A 15,453-nucleotide genomic window follows, 5' to 3' on the forward strand; every position below is an offset into this window, starting at 1 on the left:
TCGGCAACGAAGTCACAGGTGAGGCGGTGCCACTCGCGCCAATGGCGAATCATGTAGTGACCCGCGCCCTTCAGGCCGACCCATCGCGCGTCGAGGCCGCGACCTTCGGCACGACGGGTCTGGGCGAGAGATGCGGCCGGGTCCGTCCACGTATCGCGAAGTCCGTGCACCACGAGAAGCGCCGTCCCGGTCGGGATGAAGTTGGCGTCATCGCCGACCCACCACGGCGCAAGCGCGACGACGACGTCGACGTCACCTCGCGCAGCCAGGTGTGCTGCGACCCGGCCACCCATCGAATGACCCACGACCGCAACCTGATTCGGCTCGTGTCTGCGTTTGAGATCGTCGAGCGCCTTCGTAGCATCGCGAAGCGCGTCTTGCCGTGGGCTGTTCCATCCGCGCAGCCGATATCGCAATCGCCGAACCTCTACCGGTGGGCCTAACCTTCGCCGCAACGCCGCGGCGACGAACACCATCCTCATGTTTGCGAGATGCCAACTCCGCGAGCGCTGTTCGCTGAACACCTTCCCGCCCGGGAGCACGAGTACGCATGCCTGTACTCGGGGCTTCGCCATCACCAGAGTTATTCGAAGCTGGGTATTCGCCGGATGGTCAGCTGAGCTTGTTGAGGACAGACACCATCTGCTTCTCGGTGTCGCTCGCCAGCTTTTCGAAAACGACCTTCATCACGGGATTGAGCACCTGGCGACTCCGTGCATCTCCAGATCGGCCCGGTACGTCAACGTGGACCCGCCACCGTCGGGCTCGACGGCGATGGTGTCGGTTGACGTGGACGCCTTGTTCGTGCCGACCAACACCAACTCGTCGTTCGTCAGCTGTTTGAGCACATAGACCAGCTCGGCCTTTACTCCGGAGATCTTGGACTCGTTGTGCCATGTGGTGCCTTCGGCGATGGGGCCGCCGTCAACTTGCGTGCATGTTTGTGTGCCGGGATCCCACTCCTCGGTATTGGCGAAGTCCTTCAGGTAGTCGATGACCTTCGCTGGGGGCGTTGTGACGGAGAACGTTCGTGAGACTGTAGGCACGGCTCGTGGTTACCCAGTCGGCGTCGAGTCAACGCGCTCAACATGCTCGGCGACGCTAGCCGAAGTGCGACTTGTAGATCTCACCGTGGATGCCGACGGTTTTGTCGACGACTTGGGAGACATAGAAGTTCGACGCCGCTGAGAGATAGGCGTAAGCCGTGGCACGATCCATCCCTCGGTCTGTCTGAAGATAGTCCAGCGCGTTGACGACCGCGCGTCGCATCGCGATGTCGAGGTCATTGACTTGACCATCTCGCGCACCATCCGGATCGGATAAGCCGATCGGCACCCACGCGTCCGCGGTCTCGGCGAAGGGATACCGGTAGGCCACCGACGGAGCGTCACCGGATCCTTTCTTGCAGACCGTGAGGCGAAACGTGCCCCGCAGGGATCCTTCCATCGCGGTAAGCGCAACCTCGCCGTTACCCATCGCCATGTGCGGGTCACCCACGTAGAACAGTGCGCCGTCGGCGAATACGGGAAGGTAGAAGGTTGAGCCGGTGCCGAGAAGTCGGATGTCGATGTTGCCTCCACCCAAGGTGGGCGGGATGGAGTTGGCGTTCGGCGACGTCAGCTCCGTGTCCTGGGAAAACGCCACGCCCATCATGCCCATGAACATTTGTAGCGGAAACCGCACTTTGGCCTTGCCGGAGGTCATTACGCCGTGATCGTCCTCGACGGCGGTGAATGTCGACACGTTCCCGTACGTTGCGGGGTCGCGCGTCTGCCTGCCGTCGGTGCCGACCGGTGGCATCACCTCTTCCAAAGAGATCCCCGCTGGGGAGCCACCGTCTGCAGTGCGGGCGAGCGCCCCCTTGCCGTGACGGCTCGACACCACGCCGTATGGGACGCGGGGAACCGCGGATAACGTTTCTATCTTCAACACGTCGCCGGGCTGGGCGCCTTCGACGAACACCGGCCCGGTCACCACGTGCGGGCCGTCTTTGTCGAAATCGCGGGGGGTGCGACGGTACCCCGACGCGATGGCGATCGCGTCTTCCAACACATCTGAGCGGCCGACGCCGTGGCTGCCGAAGTAGGTGACGGGGTCACGTCCCTGGTCTTCGAGGATTCCCTCGTGCGAGACGGCGTCGATGGTGACGGTTTCGCCCGATCTCATCTGCAGCGCCGGCGCGGCGTGCACGTTCGGTACGTAACCCCACAGCACCTGGTCGGGTGTCGACTGAAGGTAGTGGTCGCCGGGTTTGTCGCCCTGCCCGGGCTGCAGAACCTTAATATCGCCGGCCGAGCCTGGCGCGGGGCCCGACCCGGCGCGGGAGCAGGACGCTGCAACACCCACGGCGCCAGCGCCCGCACCCATGACGGCAACCGCGCGGACGAACTCACGCCGACCGATCCCCGCGAGAAGGGCCTTCGCGGTCGTGCGCCCAATCGACCTGTCCACCACTACTTCTCCTCGGCGTCTCCGGAACTCCCCGACGGCATCGCGAGGAGCAATCGCATTGCATCGCGAAGCCGGGATGGCCGGTGGCTACCCAGCACTCGCGCGCGGTAACGACCTAGACCGTTTCGATCGTGTTGCCTTTAGTTTTCGTGAACTAGGAGCGAGCGACCAACGGGAATCGAACCCGCGTATTCAGCTTGGGAAGCTGGTTTGGGGCCAAAAAGAGGTTTGCTCTGCGCTTCAACGCTGCTGCGGGCATGCAATACCCTGACGGGGTGACGCAAGTGACGTGGTGGCAGTATGTCATGACGGTGACTGGCAATGCGGCCCAGAAAGACATCGCCACCGCGTCCGGCATCGATCAATCCAACATCTCCCGCTGGCAACGGGGCACCAACACCCCAAGTGCCGAAGCTGTTGTCGCCTTCGCACGGGTGTACGGCCGGTCGCCCGTCGAAGCTCTGGTGGCCGCGGACTACCTGTCCAGCACTGAGTTGGGCGTGGTGGAGCTGACGACGCTGACCGGTGACCTGACCAGGGTGTCCATCGATTCGCTGTTAAGCGAGCTTCGGCGCCGGATGCTTGCCGCTAACCCCGAGGACACGCAGAACTGGCCGCCGGGTTGGTCCGCCGATAACCCGGGAATGGGCCGGCATCAGGATGGCGAGGAGCGCGGCGATCTCAGCGGCTGACAGATCCTCGGGCCGCACCCGCGACATCACCTGCTCCAGCTCCCACCGCATATGCGGCAATACGGAATCCGCGCCTGTCTTCACAAAACTGCAAGCCGCAGTGATGCGATCGCCTACCTCCGAGAAATCCGTCTCGAACAATGACCTCACCCCTGGCTTTCAAGATCAGAACCCCTAAATTGCGATGGCCCCGCCCCTGACTTTCTAAGGGCAACTTCTGAACGGTCCTGCGGTGCAGCGAATATCCCACACGGCAACAACCCAATACTGCACCCCGGCGTTTGCTATCCACAAGCAATGGCGTTAACTGGACACTCAATTGCGGTAATTGGACAATTCTGTCAGTTCATGGTTGTCGATGCATTCGCTGCAAGGATGGCGTAAACCCGGTGTCCAGGTGTCGGACCGACGTGGTGTGAGCGCCCAGCAGGCAAGCGGATCGACACTTTGCTCACGCATACACTTCGATGCCAGAAGCGAACAGTTTCGATGTAGCGACCATGCTCCCGGCGGCCGCCTATCAGCAAAGGCGACTAACTGCCCATGGGCCCCGACGGCCGCTAACCCGGATGTTTCATGCGACCGGCTGTTGGCCGGCTGTGGGGGCCTGATCGGTTCCACCCCCGGCCAAACGGTCCGGGCAAACGTCGGATACCAGCAGTGCGCCCTCGGTCGGCACTTCCCCCGTCGGCTCGGACGTGACGTGATCCGACGTTGTCCGACGGCTAACCGACCTGTGTGGGGCGGCCTGCCCGCCGTTCAGGCTGTGCGAACCGGCCGACCCCTAGCGTTGCGGAGGGATATTCGCCAAATACTTGGCAGTACTGCGCAGCGAAGCGGCCCAGGTGTACGAAGCCCCAGCGGCTGGCTACCGCAGCTACAGTGACAGACCGCGGATCGGCGTCTAGGAGCGTGGAATGCACACGGTTCAGGCGGAGGTGCCGAAGATACGTCATGGGCGGCAGCTCACCAGAGCGTTCGAAGGCTTTGAAGAGTGCCCTAGCGCCGACTCCGGTCTTCTGCGCCAGGTTTCCGGTGGTCCACGGCGCTTCTGGGTGGGCCCGCATCAGGTCAATGGCGCGCGTTACCACTGCCGGTGACGCCGGGCGGGCGCCGTTGCTCAGAGCGCCGGTGTAGTTGTGCGGCTGCGTCAACAGCAGGCCTTCGATAAGCAGACGTTGCAGATTGCCCGCGGCGAGCGGGTGGCTCAATAATCCATCTGGTCGATCGGCCTCGCGCTTGAGAATCGTCACCAGCTCCAGCCAGCTGGCCGCTGATGTCGCCTTCAGGTCCAGATTGCGCTCAAACTCCAGCGGGGCGCGCACGGGTCGGTCGAGCATCGTTTCTAGTTGCCGGCGCATCTCCTGGGCGGGGATCATCAGGCAGATCTGGTAGCACCCCGAGGACCATGCAATATCCGTGGGTATGCCAGGCACAAATATCCCCGCGGATACGCAGGCGGCCGCGATCTGCTGCTGGCCGTCATCCCACGAATTTATCGCGTGACCCGACAGTGGAATGTCGATGTGATACGAACGCACGTCTGGTGCGCGAAGCTTTACCTCACCACCGAAATGAATGTAGCCCGCGGTGAGCAGGGGAAGCTGTAATGCGTTCATGCGCATGTCCAACGGATCACGACCGACGGGATTGACCTCCAACGGCAGATAAGCTGCTTCCAGCACCTCGCGGGCCTCGTCCACATCGCTGGTCTGCACCGGCGGCGCCGACCAAAACCTCAACTCACCGACGACTCGCCGTTCCATGACCCTTCCCTATGTCCGCGATACATCACCGCCGCGCTCATCAATTCACATTGGAGGCGGTCGCCCTCGACTGCTTTACACACCAGAAGAAAAATGTCGACGTCGGCCGCGGGTGTTGGAATCCGTTAACGGCGTCCGCGCCGCTGACGACTTCTGAAGTACTGACCTGCTCGTCTGGTCGCATCTCCGGAACCTCGGCTCGGCCGGGGGCCGAGTCAGTAGTCGGGTCGAAGCGCCCGCGGTGCAGACGCGCCAGCAGCTCAGTCGTGGCGTGTTTGAGAGGTATCTGGCAGTCGCTTCACAGTGCCGGGCGGGACCCACGCGCGATATAAGGCAAACATCGCGTAGCTGAAGGTCCCAATAATGATCCCGATATCGATCATCAGGTGCATCACCACACCGGCTGCGATGACCCACGGCCGACACGAGAAACCTGGGCGCGCTCGGTGGATTTCTGTCGTAACTGAGCCTCATTGCAGCCATAAACATCGGGGTGGGCCTGCCAATTGAAATAATTGTAAGACCTAGGTACCTAACACACTATGCTTTGCTGGCCGATGTGTATATCCAGAAACCGCCCCACCAGTATCCGTTTCGGGAACCGCCACAGTCCTTGCCTAAGGGAGGACCACAGTTGACGATATCGACGTGCGCCAGGTGCTGGCAGAGCCACTCACCGAGGCTCGTCCAGATGTGGTCGAGCCAGGCGGCGCAGGTCAGACCCGCGTTCTGGCGCAGATAGATTGAAGACTGGCAGGTTGCGTTGAACGCACAACGTGAGCTGGCACGAACAGGCCGACATCGATCGGTCGGTGTGCACGATCTGTCGACCGCTGCACACAACCTGACGGTGGTGCACTATGACTCCGACTTCGAAACGGCCGCAACGATATTGGCATTCGAGCGCCGCTGGGTGTTACCGCAGGGCACCCTCTAGTGATCGCTGCGCAATCATGGACGCCGTGTTCCCAGACATCGCGCCCATTCAGTTAGCGATCATCCGCTAAGAGACCGTCCAGCCCGTTCTGGGCTACAGCACTGCGGGTTTCGGTGCCCGCCGCAGTGGCGTAGCGCTGGGAGGTGACCAGGATTCGCGGCCCAGCAGTTTCATCAGCGTGTAGACGCTGACGTCGGAGTGCCGTCCAAAACCTGTCAGCGCTGCGGGCGGTGCCCGGCTGACTTCTTTGCCAGCGGCCAGCGGCGCTGACTACGCTCGGAGTGATTTTGAAGCGACTACAGGCGGCGGTTGCCATGCTCATAGAGGACATCTTTGACTCGTCGCCGCGGATAGAGACGACCGATGTCGATGAGGCGACTGACGTCTTGTCGCGCGGGTATATGCCGGTAAACTCCGGCCCGCCGTGTCCAATTCGCTGGATATGCACCTAAAGGCCGAAGAACTTCCGATGTCGACAGCGGGCTACCTTCACTTCGGCACGGATGTCTGCATCCGCGGAGATGACGTCCCGGCTCCCCGGTCCGGCCGAGGTTCTAGGCGACCTCGCGCGAGCCGCTCAGCGAGGGGTAGGTGAGATGCCGAGCGCGTCGAAGGGGAACGGATGGATCGGCCGTGGCAACCCCTACGGGCTGAACGGCTGAGAGCCTTGCGCGAGGCATGCATGGACCGCAGCTTCACGACGCGGGCGAATAAACAAGCTGGCCGCAGCTAGGCGCTAATCGATCCGGACATGCGGGCCGGGCATGCGCACGTCTTATAAGGCAAATGACCTTTGGCGCGTGCGCTTTTGGTTGTTCCCCGAGGGCCATGACGACAGGCAATTCCTACACGGAGGACAACAAGAAAATGACAACAAATGATCTGCCTTGGCCGAGTTTCCTCACCAGACGACGCCCGTTGAACGCGTGGAGCGGTGGCAGGGCGACAAGATGCCGCATTGCATTACTGCTCGACGTCAGCCAATGTCCGATGGGACCGAGGGGTGGTCCTGCTGGAGCGGGCGACGGGAATCGAACCCGCGTAGCTAGTTTGGAAGACTAGGGCTCTACCACTGAGCTACGCCCGCGTGAATAGCAATTAGGCACTGTACGGTGCTTTCGCGCAGCAGGCCAAGCGGGCCGTAGGATCGCCTGGTTACGCGATGTCGCGGGGTGTAGCGCAGCTTGGTAGCGCATCCGCTTTGGGAGCGGAAGGCCGCAGGTTCAAATCCTGTCACCCCGACCAGACCTGACCGAACTATTTCAAGGAGCCGAAGGTCGTGAAGAGCACTGTCGAACAGTTGAGCCCTACCCGGGTCAAGATCAATGTGGAGGTGCCGTTCGCCGAGCTGCAGCCCGACTTTGACCGTGCCTACAAGGAGCTCGCCCGCCAGGTGCGTCTGCCCGGCTTCCGGCCCGGCAAGGCGCCGGCCAAGCTCCTCGAGGCCCGCATCGGGCGCGGCGCGGTGCTCGAGCAGGTTGTCAACGAGGCGTTGCCTGCCCGCTACTCCGAGGCCGTCACCTCCTCGGACGTGCAGCCGATCGGTCAGCCCGAGATCGAGATCACCAAAATCGAAGACGGCGACGAGCTCGTGTTCACCGCCGAGGTCGACGTGCGCCCGAAGATCGAGCTGCCGGACCTGAACGCACTGGAGATCACCGTCGACCCGATCGAGGTCACCGACGACGAGGTCGACGCCGAACTCGAATCGCTGCGCACCCGGTTCGGCACCCTGACCGGGGTCGAGCGTGCCGCAAAGGACGGCGACTTCGTCTCGATCGACCTGTCGGCGACCATCGACGGCGAGCCGGTGCCGGAGGCCGCCACCGAAGGCTTGTCGCACGAGGTCGGCTCCGGTCAGCTCATCGAGGGCCTGGACGAGGCGATCAACGGACTGAAGGCGGGGGATACTCGCGTGTTCACGTCCACGCTCGCCGCGGGCGAACATGACGGCCGGGACGCTCAGGTGACCGTCACCGTAAACTCGGTCAAAGAACGTGAACTTCCCGATCTCGACGACGAATTCGCCCAATTGGCAAGCGAATTCGATACGATCGACGAGCTGAAGGCCAGCCTTCAGGATCAGGTGCGCAGGTTCAAGCGGGTGCAGCAGGCCGAGAAGATCCGCGACGCCGCGTTGGAGACGCTGCTCGGCCAGGTGGACGTGCCCTTGCCGGAGGCCGTCGTGCAGGCCCAGGTCGACGAGGCCGTCCACAACGCGCTGCACGGTCTCGATCACGACGAGGACCGGCTCGCCGAGGCGCTCGCTGAGCAGGGCAGCAGCCGCGACGAGTTCGACGCCGAGGCCCGTCAGAACGCAGAGAAGGGCGTCAAGACTCAGCTTCTCGTCGACGCCATCGCCGACAAACTTGACATCCAGGTCGGCCAGGAGGACCTGACCGAGCGCCTCGTCCTGCAGTCGCGGCAGTACGGCGTCGAGCCACAGCAGCTGCTGCAGTTCCTGCAAGAAAACAACCAGCTGCCCGCGATGTTCGCCGACGTCCGGCGCGGCAAGGCGCTGGCCGCGGTAGTGCACGGCGCGACGGTCAAGGACACCGCGGGCGAGACCATCGACACCGAGGAGTACTTCGGTCCTCGACAGCAGCCCGAGCCGGCAGCGCAAGCCGAGGCCGTCGACGCAGAGGACGAAGAGACAGAAGCCCCCGACGACGACGATTAACGCTGAGAGCGAACCCGTCCGTCGCCGGGAGTGCCAGGGGTGCCAAGTTGGTTAGTGTCAGGGGACAAGCAACACAGAAAGCAGGTGCCAGTCGTGACTGAAATGCGGTCGAGCGCGCCAGGGCTCAACCTTGTCGACTCGGTCTACGAGCGTTTGTTGTCCGAGCGCATCATCTTCCTCGGCTCGCAGGTTGACGACGACATCGCCAATCGGCTGTGCGCGCAAGTCCTGCTTCTTGCTGCCGAGGACCCGAGCAAGGACATCCACCTCTACATAAACTCGCCGGGCGGCTCGATCAGCGCCGGCATGGCCATTTACGACACAATGGTCCTCGCTCCGTGCGACGTGGCGACCTACGCGATGGGCATGGCAGCCTCGATGGGCCAGTTCCTGCTCGCCGCGGGCACCAAGGGCAAGCGCTACGCCCTGCCGCACGCCCGGATCCTGATGCACCAGCCGCTGGGTGGCGTGACGGGCAGCGCCTCGGACATCGCGATCCAGGCCGAGCAGTTCGCGCTGATCAAGAAGGAGATGTTCAGGCTCAACGCGGAGTTCACCGGTCAGCCGATTGAGCGCATTTACGCCGACTCCGACCGCGACCGCTGGTTCACCGCCCAGGAGGCGCTGGACTACGGCTTCGTCGATCACATCATCACCCGCGCGTCAGTCAATGGATCAGGACCAGGAGCAGGACTAGATTGATGAACCCGAACGCTCAGCCATCGCGGACGCAAGGAGCAATTCAGCCATCGCGGACGCAAGGAGCAATTCAGCCCCAGGCCCGCTACATCCTCCCGCAGTTCAGCGAGCGCACCCATCTCGGCGAGCGGATCGTCGATCCGTACGCCAAATTGTTCGACGAGCGCATCATCTTCCTCGGTGCCCAGGTCGACGACGTGTCCGCCAACGATGTGATGGCCCAGCTCCTGGTGCTGGAGTCGCAGGATCCCGACCGCGACATCACCATGTACATCAACTCGCCAGGCGGCTCGTTCACCTCGCTGATGGCGATCTACGACACGATGCAATACGTGCGCGCCGACATCCAGACGGTGTGTCTGGGCCAGGCTGCGTCGGCGGCGGCGGTGCTACTCGCAGCGGGTACCCCGGGCAAGCGGATGGCGCTGCCCAACGCGCGTGTGCTGATCCATCAGCCCGCGCTGGCGGGGGTCATCCAGGGCCAGTTCTCCGACCTGGAGATCCAGGCGGCAGAGATCGAGCGAATGCGCAGGCTGATGGAGACGACGCTGGCGCACCACACCGGCAAGGATGCCGACACGATTCGCAAGGACACCGACCGCGACAAGATCCTAACGGCTGCGGACGCCAAGGACTACGGGATCATCGACACCGTCCTGGAATACCGCAAACTGTCGGCGCAGACCGCCTGAGTTGAGCCGGGCTGCCTCTCGGTTGGATCACGTCGGCGACACGCCAGGGACACAGTGGTGCGTTACTCGCGACGGATTGCATCCATAGGCGATATGTTCTCTTGCGACGCAGGGGCGGCCTGCGTCGGCAAATACCACGGACGCGATTCGCCCTTATCGGTCGCACCTCGGCCGACAGAGCGGGTAGCGTCGGGGCTGACGACGCAGACCGAAGACCACGAAGCGAAGAGGAAAGTAGGACTCCACCACCATGGCGCGCATCGGAGACGGCGGTGACCTGCTGAAATGCTCGTTCTGCGGCAAGAGCCAGAAGCAGGTCAAGAAGCTCATCGCTGGTCCCGGCGTGTACATCTGCGATGAGTGCATTGACCTCTGCAACGAGATCATCGAAGAGGAACTGGCCGACGCTGACGACGTCAAGCTCGACGAGTTACCCAAACCCGCCGAGATCCGCGACTTCCTCGAGGGCTACGTCATCGGGCAGGACACCGCCAAGCGCACGCTGGCTGTCGCGGTGTACAACCACTACAAGCGCATCCAGGCGAGCGAGAAGATGCGCGACTCCCGCGCCGAACCGGTGGAGCTGGCCAAGTCCAACATCTTGATGCTCGGCCCGACCGGATGCGGCAAGACCTACCTGGCGCAGACGCTGGCGAAGATGCTCAATGTGCCGTTCGCGATCGCCGACGCCACCGCGCTGACAGAAGCCGGATACGTCGGTGAGGATGTCGAGAACATTCTGCTGAAACTGATCCAGGCCGCCGACTACGACGTCAAGCGTGCCGAGACCGGCATCATCTACATCGACGAGGTCGACAAGATCGCGCGCAAGAGCGAAAACCCGTCGATCACCCGTGACGTGTCCGGCGAGGGTGTGCAGCAGGCGCTGCTGAAGATCCTGGAGGGCACGCAGGCGTCGGTGCCTCCGCAGGGCGGCCGCAAACATCCGCATCAGGAGTTCATCCAGATCGACACCACGAACGTGTTGTTCATCGTCGCCGGCGCGTTCGCCGGGCTAGAGAGAATCGTCTCCGATCGAGTTGGCAAGCGCGGCTTGGGTTTCGGTGCCGAAGTCAAGAGCAAGGCCGAGATCGACACCGCCGACCACTTCGCCGATGTCATGCCCGAGGATCTGATCAAGTTCGGGTTGATCCCCGAGTTCATCGGCCGGCTGCCGGTAGTCGCGTCGGTGACCAACCTCGACAAAGAGTCGCTGGTCAAGATCCTGTCCGAGCCGAAGAACGCGTTGGTGAAGCAGTACACGCGGCTGTTCGAAATGGACGGCGTGGAACTGGAATTCACCGACGACGCGTTAGAGGCGATCGCCGATCAGGCGATCCATCGCGGCACCGGTGCTCGAGGGCTGCGCGCGATCATGGAGGAAGTTCTGCTTCCCGTGATGTATGACATCCCCAGCCGCGACGACGTCGCGAAGGTTGTCGTCACCAAGGAAACGGTGCAAGACAACGTGCTTCCGACGATCGTGCCGCGCAAGCCGTCGCGCCCGGAGCGTCGCGACAAGAGCGCGTAGCTCTTTTTCGCCCGGCTGCGCGCCGAAAGTTACGTTACTGCGGGGAAGTTCGAGTAGAGGCCGCCACAACGTGAATCTCGGCGCATTTCGCAGGGTTGAAAGCCGACTTGAGCGGTAACTCCTACGCCACCACGGCGAGGGAGCCCACATGGACACCGGCGCGCAGACCGGCACCATCACCACTCAGGTGCCCGCGCGCTTGGACCGGTTGCCGTGGAGCAGGTTCCACTGGCGAGTCGTGATCGGGCTGGGTGGAGTCTGGATTCTCGACGGGCTCGAGGTCACCATGGTCGGCAACGTTGCCGCGCGGTTGACCGAGCAGGGCAGCGGCATCGCGATCAACGACGCTCAGATCGGCGTCGCGGCAGCCATCTACATCGCCGGCGCCTGCCTGGGCGCACTGTTCTTCGGCCAGCTCACTGATCGCTTCGGGCGCAAGAAGCTGTTCATGGTCACGCTGATTCTGTACCTCGCGGCAACCGTGGCCACGGCCTTCGCATTCGCGCCCTGGTACTTCTTCCTCGCGCGGTTCTTCACCGGCGCGGGCATCGGCGGCGAGTACGCGGCCATCAACTCCGCCGTCGACGAACTCATCCCTGCACGGGTGCGCGGCCGCGTCGACCTCGCGATCAACGGCTCGTACTGGCTCGGGGCTGCCGGTGGTGCGGCCGGAGCGCTCCTGTTCCTTGACCAATCGATTTTCGCCACCGACATCGGCTGGCGGCTCGCATTCGGGATCGGCGCGGTGTTCGGCCTGGCGGTCCTTGTGGTGCGCCGGTCGGTGCCCGAGAGCCCCCGCTGGCTGTTCATCCACGGACGCGAAGACGAGGCCGAGCGCATCGTCGACGACATCGAGCGGCAGGTCGAAGAGCAGACGGGCCAGGCGCTCGAGAAGCCGCACGGTTCGCTCAAAGTGCGTCAGCGCAAGTCGATTTCGTTCCGGGAGATCGCCCACGTCGCGTTCAAGAAATATCCGCGACGAGCCGTTCTCGGCCTGGCACTCTTCATCGGGCAGGCCTTCCTCTACAACGGCGTGACCTTCAATCTCGGCACATTGCTGAAGGGGTTCTACGGCGTCACGTCCAGCCTGGTGCCCGTGTTCTTCGTGGTGTGGGCATTGAGTAACTTCGCGGGGCCGGTGGTTCTCGGAAAGCTGTTCGATACCGCAGGACGCAAACGCATGATCGCGATCTCGTATCTCGGCTCTGCGGCCTTCGCTGGTGTCCTGGCGTGGGTTTTCGTCGGCCAACTCGGCGGTGTCTGGGGATTTATGGCGGTCCTGGTGGTGTGCTTCTTCCTTGCCTCATCGGGTGCCAGCGCGGCGTATCTGACGGTCAGCGAGATCTTCCCGATGGAGACGCGCGCACTGGCGATCGCGTTCTTCTTCGCGGTCGGCACCGCGATCGGAGGCATCACCGGCCCGCTGCTGTTCAGCAGTTTGGTGAACACCGGCGACCGCAGTCTGATGGTGTGGTCGTTTGTCGCCGGCGCGGTGGTGATGGCGATCGGGGGCTTCGTCGAACTCGTGTTGGGGGTCGATGCAGAACAGAAGTCGTTGGAGGACATCGCATTGCCGCTGACTGCCGAAGACGCCGAAGGCCGGCCGTGACACCGTTGTCGTGCCGAATCTTCGGCCACCGCCCGGCGTTCAGCACAGACGGGCGCATGATGCGGTGGGAGTGCGACCGGGGATGCGGCAAGGAGCTGGGGTCGAAACGCTATCCGTCTGCCGAGGTCGCTCGGCGGTATGCCACTTCGTTCAATCGGCGCGATACGGCCGACCTCGGCAAGCGCGCGCCGCTGCTCGGCCTGTTGCCATTGAGGCTGTGGCGCGCCTACCGCACGACGCGATCCGGCCGCGTGTAAACGTTCATCCAGTCGCCACGCAGGCCTCTATGGTCGGCGGTTCTCTGCCGGTGGCGGCGCACCGAACATCGCGTCGATCAACTCCGGGACGGTTGTGCCGAGAACCTCGCTCAAAGCGACCAGGGTGGACAGGCGTGGATTCGCAGGTTTTCGGGTTCCCCGCCGCACCAGGCCGTACTCCAAGAGCTGGTAGTGGTTGCGGCTGATCCCGGCCGCTTCTGCGACTGCTTCCTGTGTAAGGCCCCTTGCCTGACGGAGGTCGATCAGCCGCTGGCCTAACGCCGCCGCTAACTTGCGCTCGATCGCAGACTCGGCCACCACCGCAAGATGCCGACGCTCATCGGGTGCGTCGACCATCTATAGATGGCCTATAGTGGAGACCATCTATAGATGGCAGCAAACGTACCTGGAGAAAAGTTGGCAGACGCGATTGTCGATGACACCGACGGCAGGGTGAGCATCCAACTGTTGGAGTTCCACGAAGGGGCTCGCGCCAACGGCTGCACCGTCACAGATCCTGGACGACTCTCCAGCGGTGACCCGCCTGCCTACCACCAGGCGATGGACGAGGTCGAGTCGTGAGGTGGAAGGTTGTCGCGGCGATCGTGTCGGTCGTGCTGCTCGCGGCGGCGGGTGGTTACGACTACTGGACGCACCGCAAAGACGGGGCGGCGCTGAGCCGCCCGCTGGCAGGCGTTGTTGTGGCGACACCGCGGCCCGGACCTCATATCCCGGCACTGCTTGCGATCACCGACTCAGTGTCATTGGTGTCCAATGGCAATGAGCCCGGCAAACAATATCCCACGATCGTCGCCGACCAGATGGGATGGTCGGCGGCCATCGATGCCGTGTCGGGTCGCGGATTCCTACCCGGCACGATTGGCCCCTTCACCGTGGAGCCATTCTCGAGCAATCTGTCCCAGGTCATCAAGCAGCACCCGGTGGTGGATTACGTAATCATCGACGGCGGGCGCAACGATGTTGGCAAGCCGCAGGAACAAGCCTTGAAGGCCATGAACGAGTTCTATGACAGCGTGCGTGCGGCGTACCCGAACGCGAAGTTCATCGTCACCGTGGCGGTTCGAGTGTCGCCAACACAGTTCCTCGGTGACGGCTCACGCGACACGTACGAGGTGTGGGCCCAGGCGGTCCACATCGCGGCGGATCGCATCCATGCTCACGTCATCGATCCGATTGCCGAGCACTGGTATGACGGCGTTGACCTGACGCCCTACATCTGGACCGACGGCATTCACCTCAACGCGATGGGCCAGAAGTTTTATGCGGACAAGGTTGTTACGGACCTGAAGAGGTTCGGCGACCTGTGACAACGGCGTCAACGGGTAACGCGATCCGGCCGCGTGTACACGTTCATCGAGTCACCGCGTAGGAACGCGACGAGCGTGAGCCCGGATTGACTGGCGAGATCGACCGCCAGCGACGACGGCGCCGACACCGCCGCGAGCACCGGGACGCCTGCCATGACGGCCTTCTGCGTCAGCTCGAACGAGGCGCGGCCGCTGACCAGTAACACCGTGCCGGTCAACGGAATCCGGTCGGATTCCAGTGCCCAGCCGACCAACTTGTCGACGGCGTTGTGGCGGCCGATGTCCTCACGCGTCGCGAGCATCGTGCCGTCGGCATTGAAAAGCGCGGCGCCATGCAGACCACCGGTGCTCGCGAAAACCCGTTGAGCGGCCCGCAACTGCTCGGGCATCGCCGTCAGCGTGTCGGCTGCAACGGCGGCCGGATCGTCGCCGGGGCCGTAGCGACTGATCAACTTCACGGCCTCCCACGATGCCTTGCCGCAAACGCCGCACGAGGACGTTGTGTAGAAGTTTCTGGTCACGTCGAGATCCGGGGCGGCGACGCCCGGGGCGAGGGTGATGTCGATGACGTTGTAGGTGTTGAGGCCGTCTTCCGCGGCGCCGCGGCAGTAGCGCGCGGTGACGATGTCGTCGCGCTTACCGATGACGCCTTCGGTGAGCAGAAAGCCTTGTGCGAGTTCGACATCCGCCCCGGGCGTGCGCATCGTCACCGTCACCGGTTTGCCGTTGATCCGGATCTCCAGCGGCTCCTCGACCGCCAAGGTCTCGGGCCGCGTCACCGTGTTCTCGGCGGTGACGTGCTCTGCGCGCC

15 protein-coding genes and 2 tRNA genes are annotated in these 15,453 nt (G+C 63.3%); 10 read left to right on the forward strand and 7 right to left on the reverse strand.

Annotated elements, in window-relative coordinates; all coding sequences use genetic code 11:
- The 3 genes from QOH60_RS12800 to QOH60_RS12810 form a co-directional block, all read right to left on the reverse strand.
- The coding region (locus QOH60_RS12800; RefSeq protein ID WP_526420796.1) for a dienelactone hydrolase family protein at positions 1-575 on the reverse strand (575 nt) is incomplete at its 3' end.
- Between the two features lie 111 nt (positions 576-686).
- Entirely contained in the window at positions 687-1,046 is a 360-nt protein-coding gene (locus tag QOH60_RS12805) for an SRPBCC family protein (protein WP_526420799.1), read from the reverse strand.
- Positions 1,047-1,101: 55 nt separating this feature from the next.
- Positions 1,102-2,367, reverse strand: coding sequence for an acetamidase/formamidase family protein (locus QOH60_RS12810; protein ID WP_526420823.1), 1,266 nt, complete (start codon positions 2,365-2,367; stop codon positions 1,102-1,104).
- A 359-nt stretch (positions 2,368-2,726) separates the two neighbouring features.
- On the opposite strand from QOH60_RS12810, the gene QOH60_RS12815 reads away from it, so the two are divergent.
- Entirely contained in the window at positions 2,727-3,143 is a 417-nt protein-coding gene (locus QOH60_RS12815) for a helix-turn-helix domain-containing protein (protein WP_526420801.1), read from the forward strand.
- A gap of 725 nt (positions 3,144-3,868) precedes the next feature.
- Here the strand turns inward: QOH60_RS12815 and QOH60_RS12820 are convergent.
- Both QOH60_RS12820 and QOH60_RS12825 read right to left on the reverse strand, forming a co-directional pair.
- Positions 3,869-4,846, reverse strand: a complete 978-nt coding sequence (locus QOH60_RS12820; protein ID WP_526420803.1) for an AraC-like ligand-binding domain-containing protein — start codon at positions 4,844-4,846, stop codon at positions 3,869-3,871.
- A gap of 2,013 nt (positions 4,847-6,859) precedes the next feature.
- Positions 6,860-6,933, reverse strand: a tRNA-Gly gene (locus tag QOH60_RS12825).
- Between the two features lie 81 nt (positions 6,934-7,014).
- Between QOH60_RS12825 and QOH60_RS12830 the strand changes: the two genes are divergently transcribed.
- From QOH60_RS12830 to QOH60_RS12860, 7 genes are all read left to right on the forward strand, one after another.
- Positions 7,015-7,091: transfer RNA gene (locus tag QOH60_RS12830), tRNA-Pro, on the forward strand.
- A 34-nt stretch (positions 7,092-7,125) separates the two neighbouring features.
- Positions 7,126-8,526, forward strand: a complete 1,401-nt coding sequence (tig, locus tag QOH60_RS12835) for a trigger factor (RefSeq protein ID WP_526420805.1) — start codon at positions 7,126-7,128, stop codon at positions 8,524-8,526.
- 54 nt (positions 8,527-8,580) lie between these two features.
- Entirely contained in the window at positions 8,581-9,228 is a 648-nt protein-coding gene (locus QOH60_RS12840) for a ClpP family protease (RefSeq protein WP_526420825.1), read from the forward strand.
- Positions 9,228-9,917 carry a ClpP family protease gene (locus tag QOH60_RS12845; protein ID WP_526420807.1) on the forward strand — a complete coding sequence of 230 codons (690 nt, stop codon included), beginning with the start codon at positions 9,228-9,230 and terminating at the stop codon, positions 9,915-9,917. Before QOH60_RS12840 ends, QOH60_RS12845 begins: the two co-directional genes overlap by 1 nt.
- Positions 9,918-10,167: 250 nt before the next feature.
- Entirely contained in the window at positions 10,168-11,448 is a 1,281-nt protein-coding gene (gene clpX, locus QOH60_RS12850) for an ATP-dependent Clp protease ATP-binding subunit ClpX (protein ID WP_526420809.1), read from the forward strand.
- Between the two features lie 148 nt (positions 11,449-11,596).
- A complete protein-coding gene (locus tag QOH60_RS12855; RefSeq protein WP_526420811.1) occupies positions 11,597-13,057 on the forward strand; it encodes an MFS transporter in 1,461 nt (486 codons plus the stop codon).
- Entirely contained in the window at positions 13,054-13,314 is a 261-nt protein-coding gene (locus QOH60_RS12860) for a hypothetical protein (protein ID WP_526420813.1), read from the forward strand. The genes QOH60_RS12855 and QOH60_RS12860 overlap by 4 nt, the downstream gene beginning before the upstream one ends.
- A 27-nt stretch (positions 13,315-13,341) precedes the next feature.
- Here QOH60_RS12860 and QOH60_RS12865 read toward each other — a convergent pair whose 3' ends face one another.
- On the reverse strand, positions 13,342-13,671 hold the full coding sequence (locus QOH60_RS12865) for a helix-turn-helix domain-containing protein (RefSeq protein ID WP_526420815.1): 330 nt from the start codon (positions 13,669-13,671) through the stop codon (positions 13,342-13,344).
- 33 nt (positions 13,672-13,704) lie between these two features.
- Here QOH60_RS12865 and QOH60_RS12870 point away from each other — a divergent pair, with 33 nt between their 5' ends.
- Together QOH60_RS12870 and QOH60_RS12875 are read left to right on the forward strand one after the other, a co-directional pair.
- Positions 13,705-13,896 (forward strand): hypothetical protein, encoded by a 192-nt coding sequence (locus tag QOH60_RS12870; RefSeq protein WP_526420817.1) that lies wholly within the window; start codon positions 13,705-13,707, stop codon positions 13,894-13,896.
- Complete coding sequence (locus QOH60_RS12875; protein ID WP_526420819.1) at positions 13,893-14,642, forward strand: SGNH/GDSL hydrolase family protein; 750 nt, start codon at positions 13,893-13,895, stop codon at positions 14,640-14,642. Before QOH60_RS12870 ends, QOH60_RS12875 begins: the two co-directional genes overlap by 4 nt.
- An 8-nt stretch (positions 14,643-14,650) precedes the next feature.
- Here the strand turns inward: QOH60_RS12875 and fdhD are convergent.
- Positions 14,651-15,453 (reverse strand): formate dehydrogenase accessory sulfurtransferase FdhD (fdhD, locus tag QOH60_RS12880; RefSeq protein ID WP_526420821.1); only part of this gene is annotated, 803 nt, incomplete at its 5' end.

It is taken from the genome of Mycobacterium sp. (genome assembly GCF_032159765.1).
In the GTDB taxonomy this organism is placed as follows: domain Bacteria; phylum Actinomycetota; class Actinomycetes; order Mycobacteriales; family Mycobacteriaceae; genus Mycobacterium.

What these genes read in the sequence shown, in the direction of transcription:
- QOH60_RS12810 (WP_526420823.1), bottom strand. Translation starts at nt 2,367, where the DNA reads ATGGGTGCGGGCGCTGGCGCCGTGGGTGTTGCAGCGTCCTGCTCCCGC.
- QOH60_RS12870 (WP_526420817.1), top strand. Translation starts at nt 13,705, where the DNA reads ATGGCAGCAAACGTACCTGGAGAAAAGTTGGCAGACGCGATTGTCGAT.
- QOH60_RS12855 (WP_526420811.1), top strand. Translation starts at nt 11,597, where the DNA reads ATGGACACCGGCGCGCAGACCGGCACCATCACCACTCAGGTGCCCGCG.
- clpX (WP_526420809.1), top strand. Translation starts at nt 10,168, where the DNA reads ATGGCGCGCATCGGAGACGGCGGTGACCTGCTGAAATGCTCGTTCTGC.
- QOH60_RS12865 (WP_526420815.1), bottom strand. Translation starts at nt 13,671, where the DNA reads ATGGTCGACGCACCCGATGAGCGTCGGCATCTTGCGGTGGTGGCCGAG.
- QOH60_RS12845 (WP_526420807.1), top strand. Translation starts at nt 9,228, where the DNA reads ATGAACCCGAACGCTCAGCCATCGCGGACGCAAGGAGCAATTCAGCCA.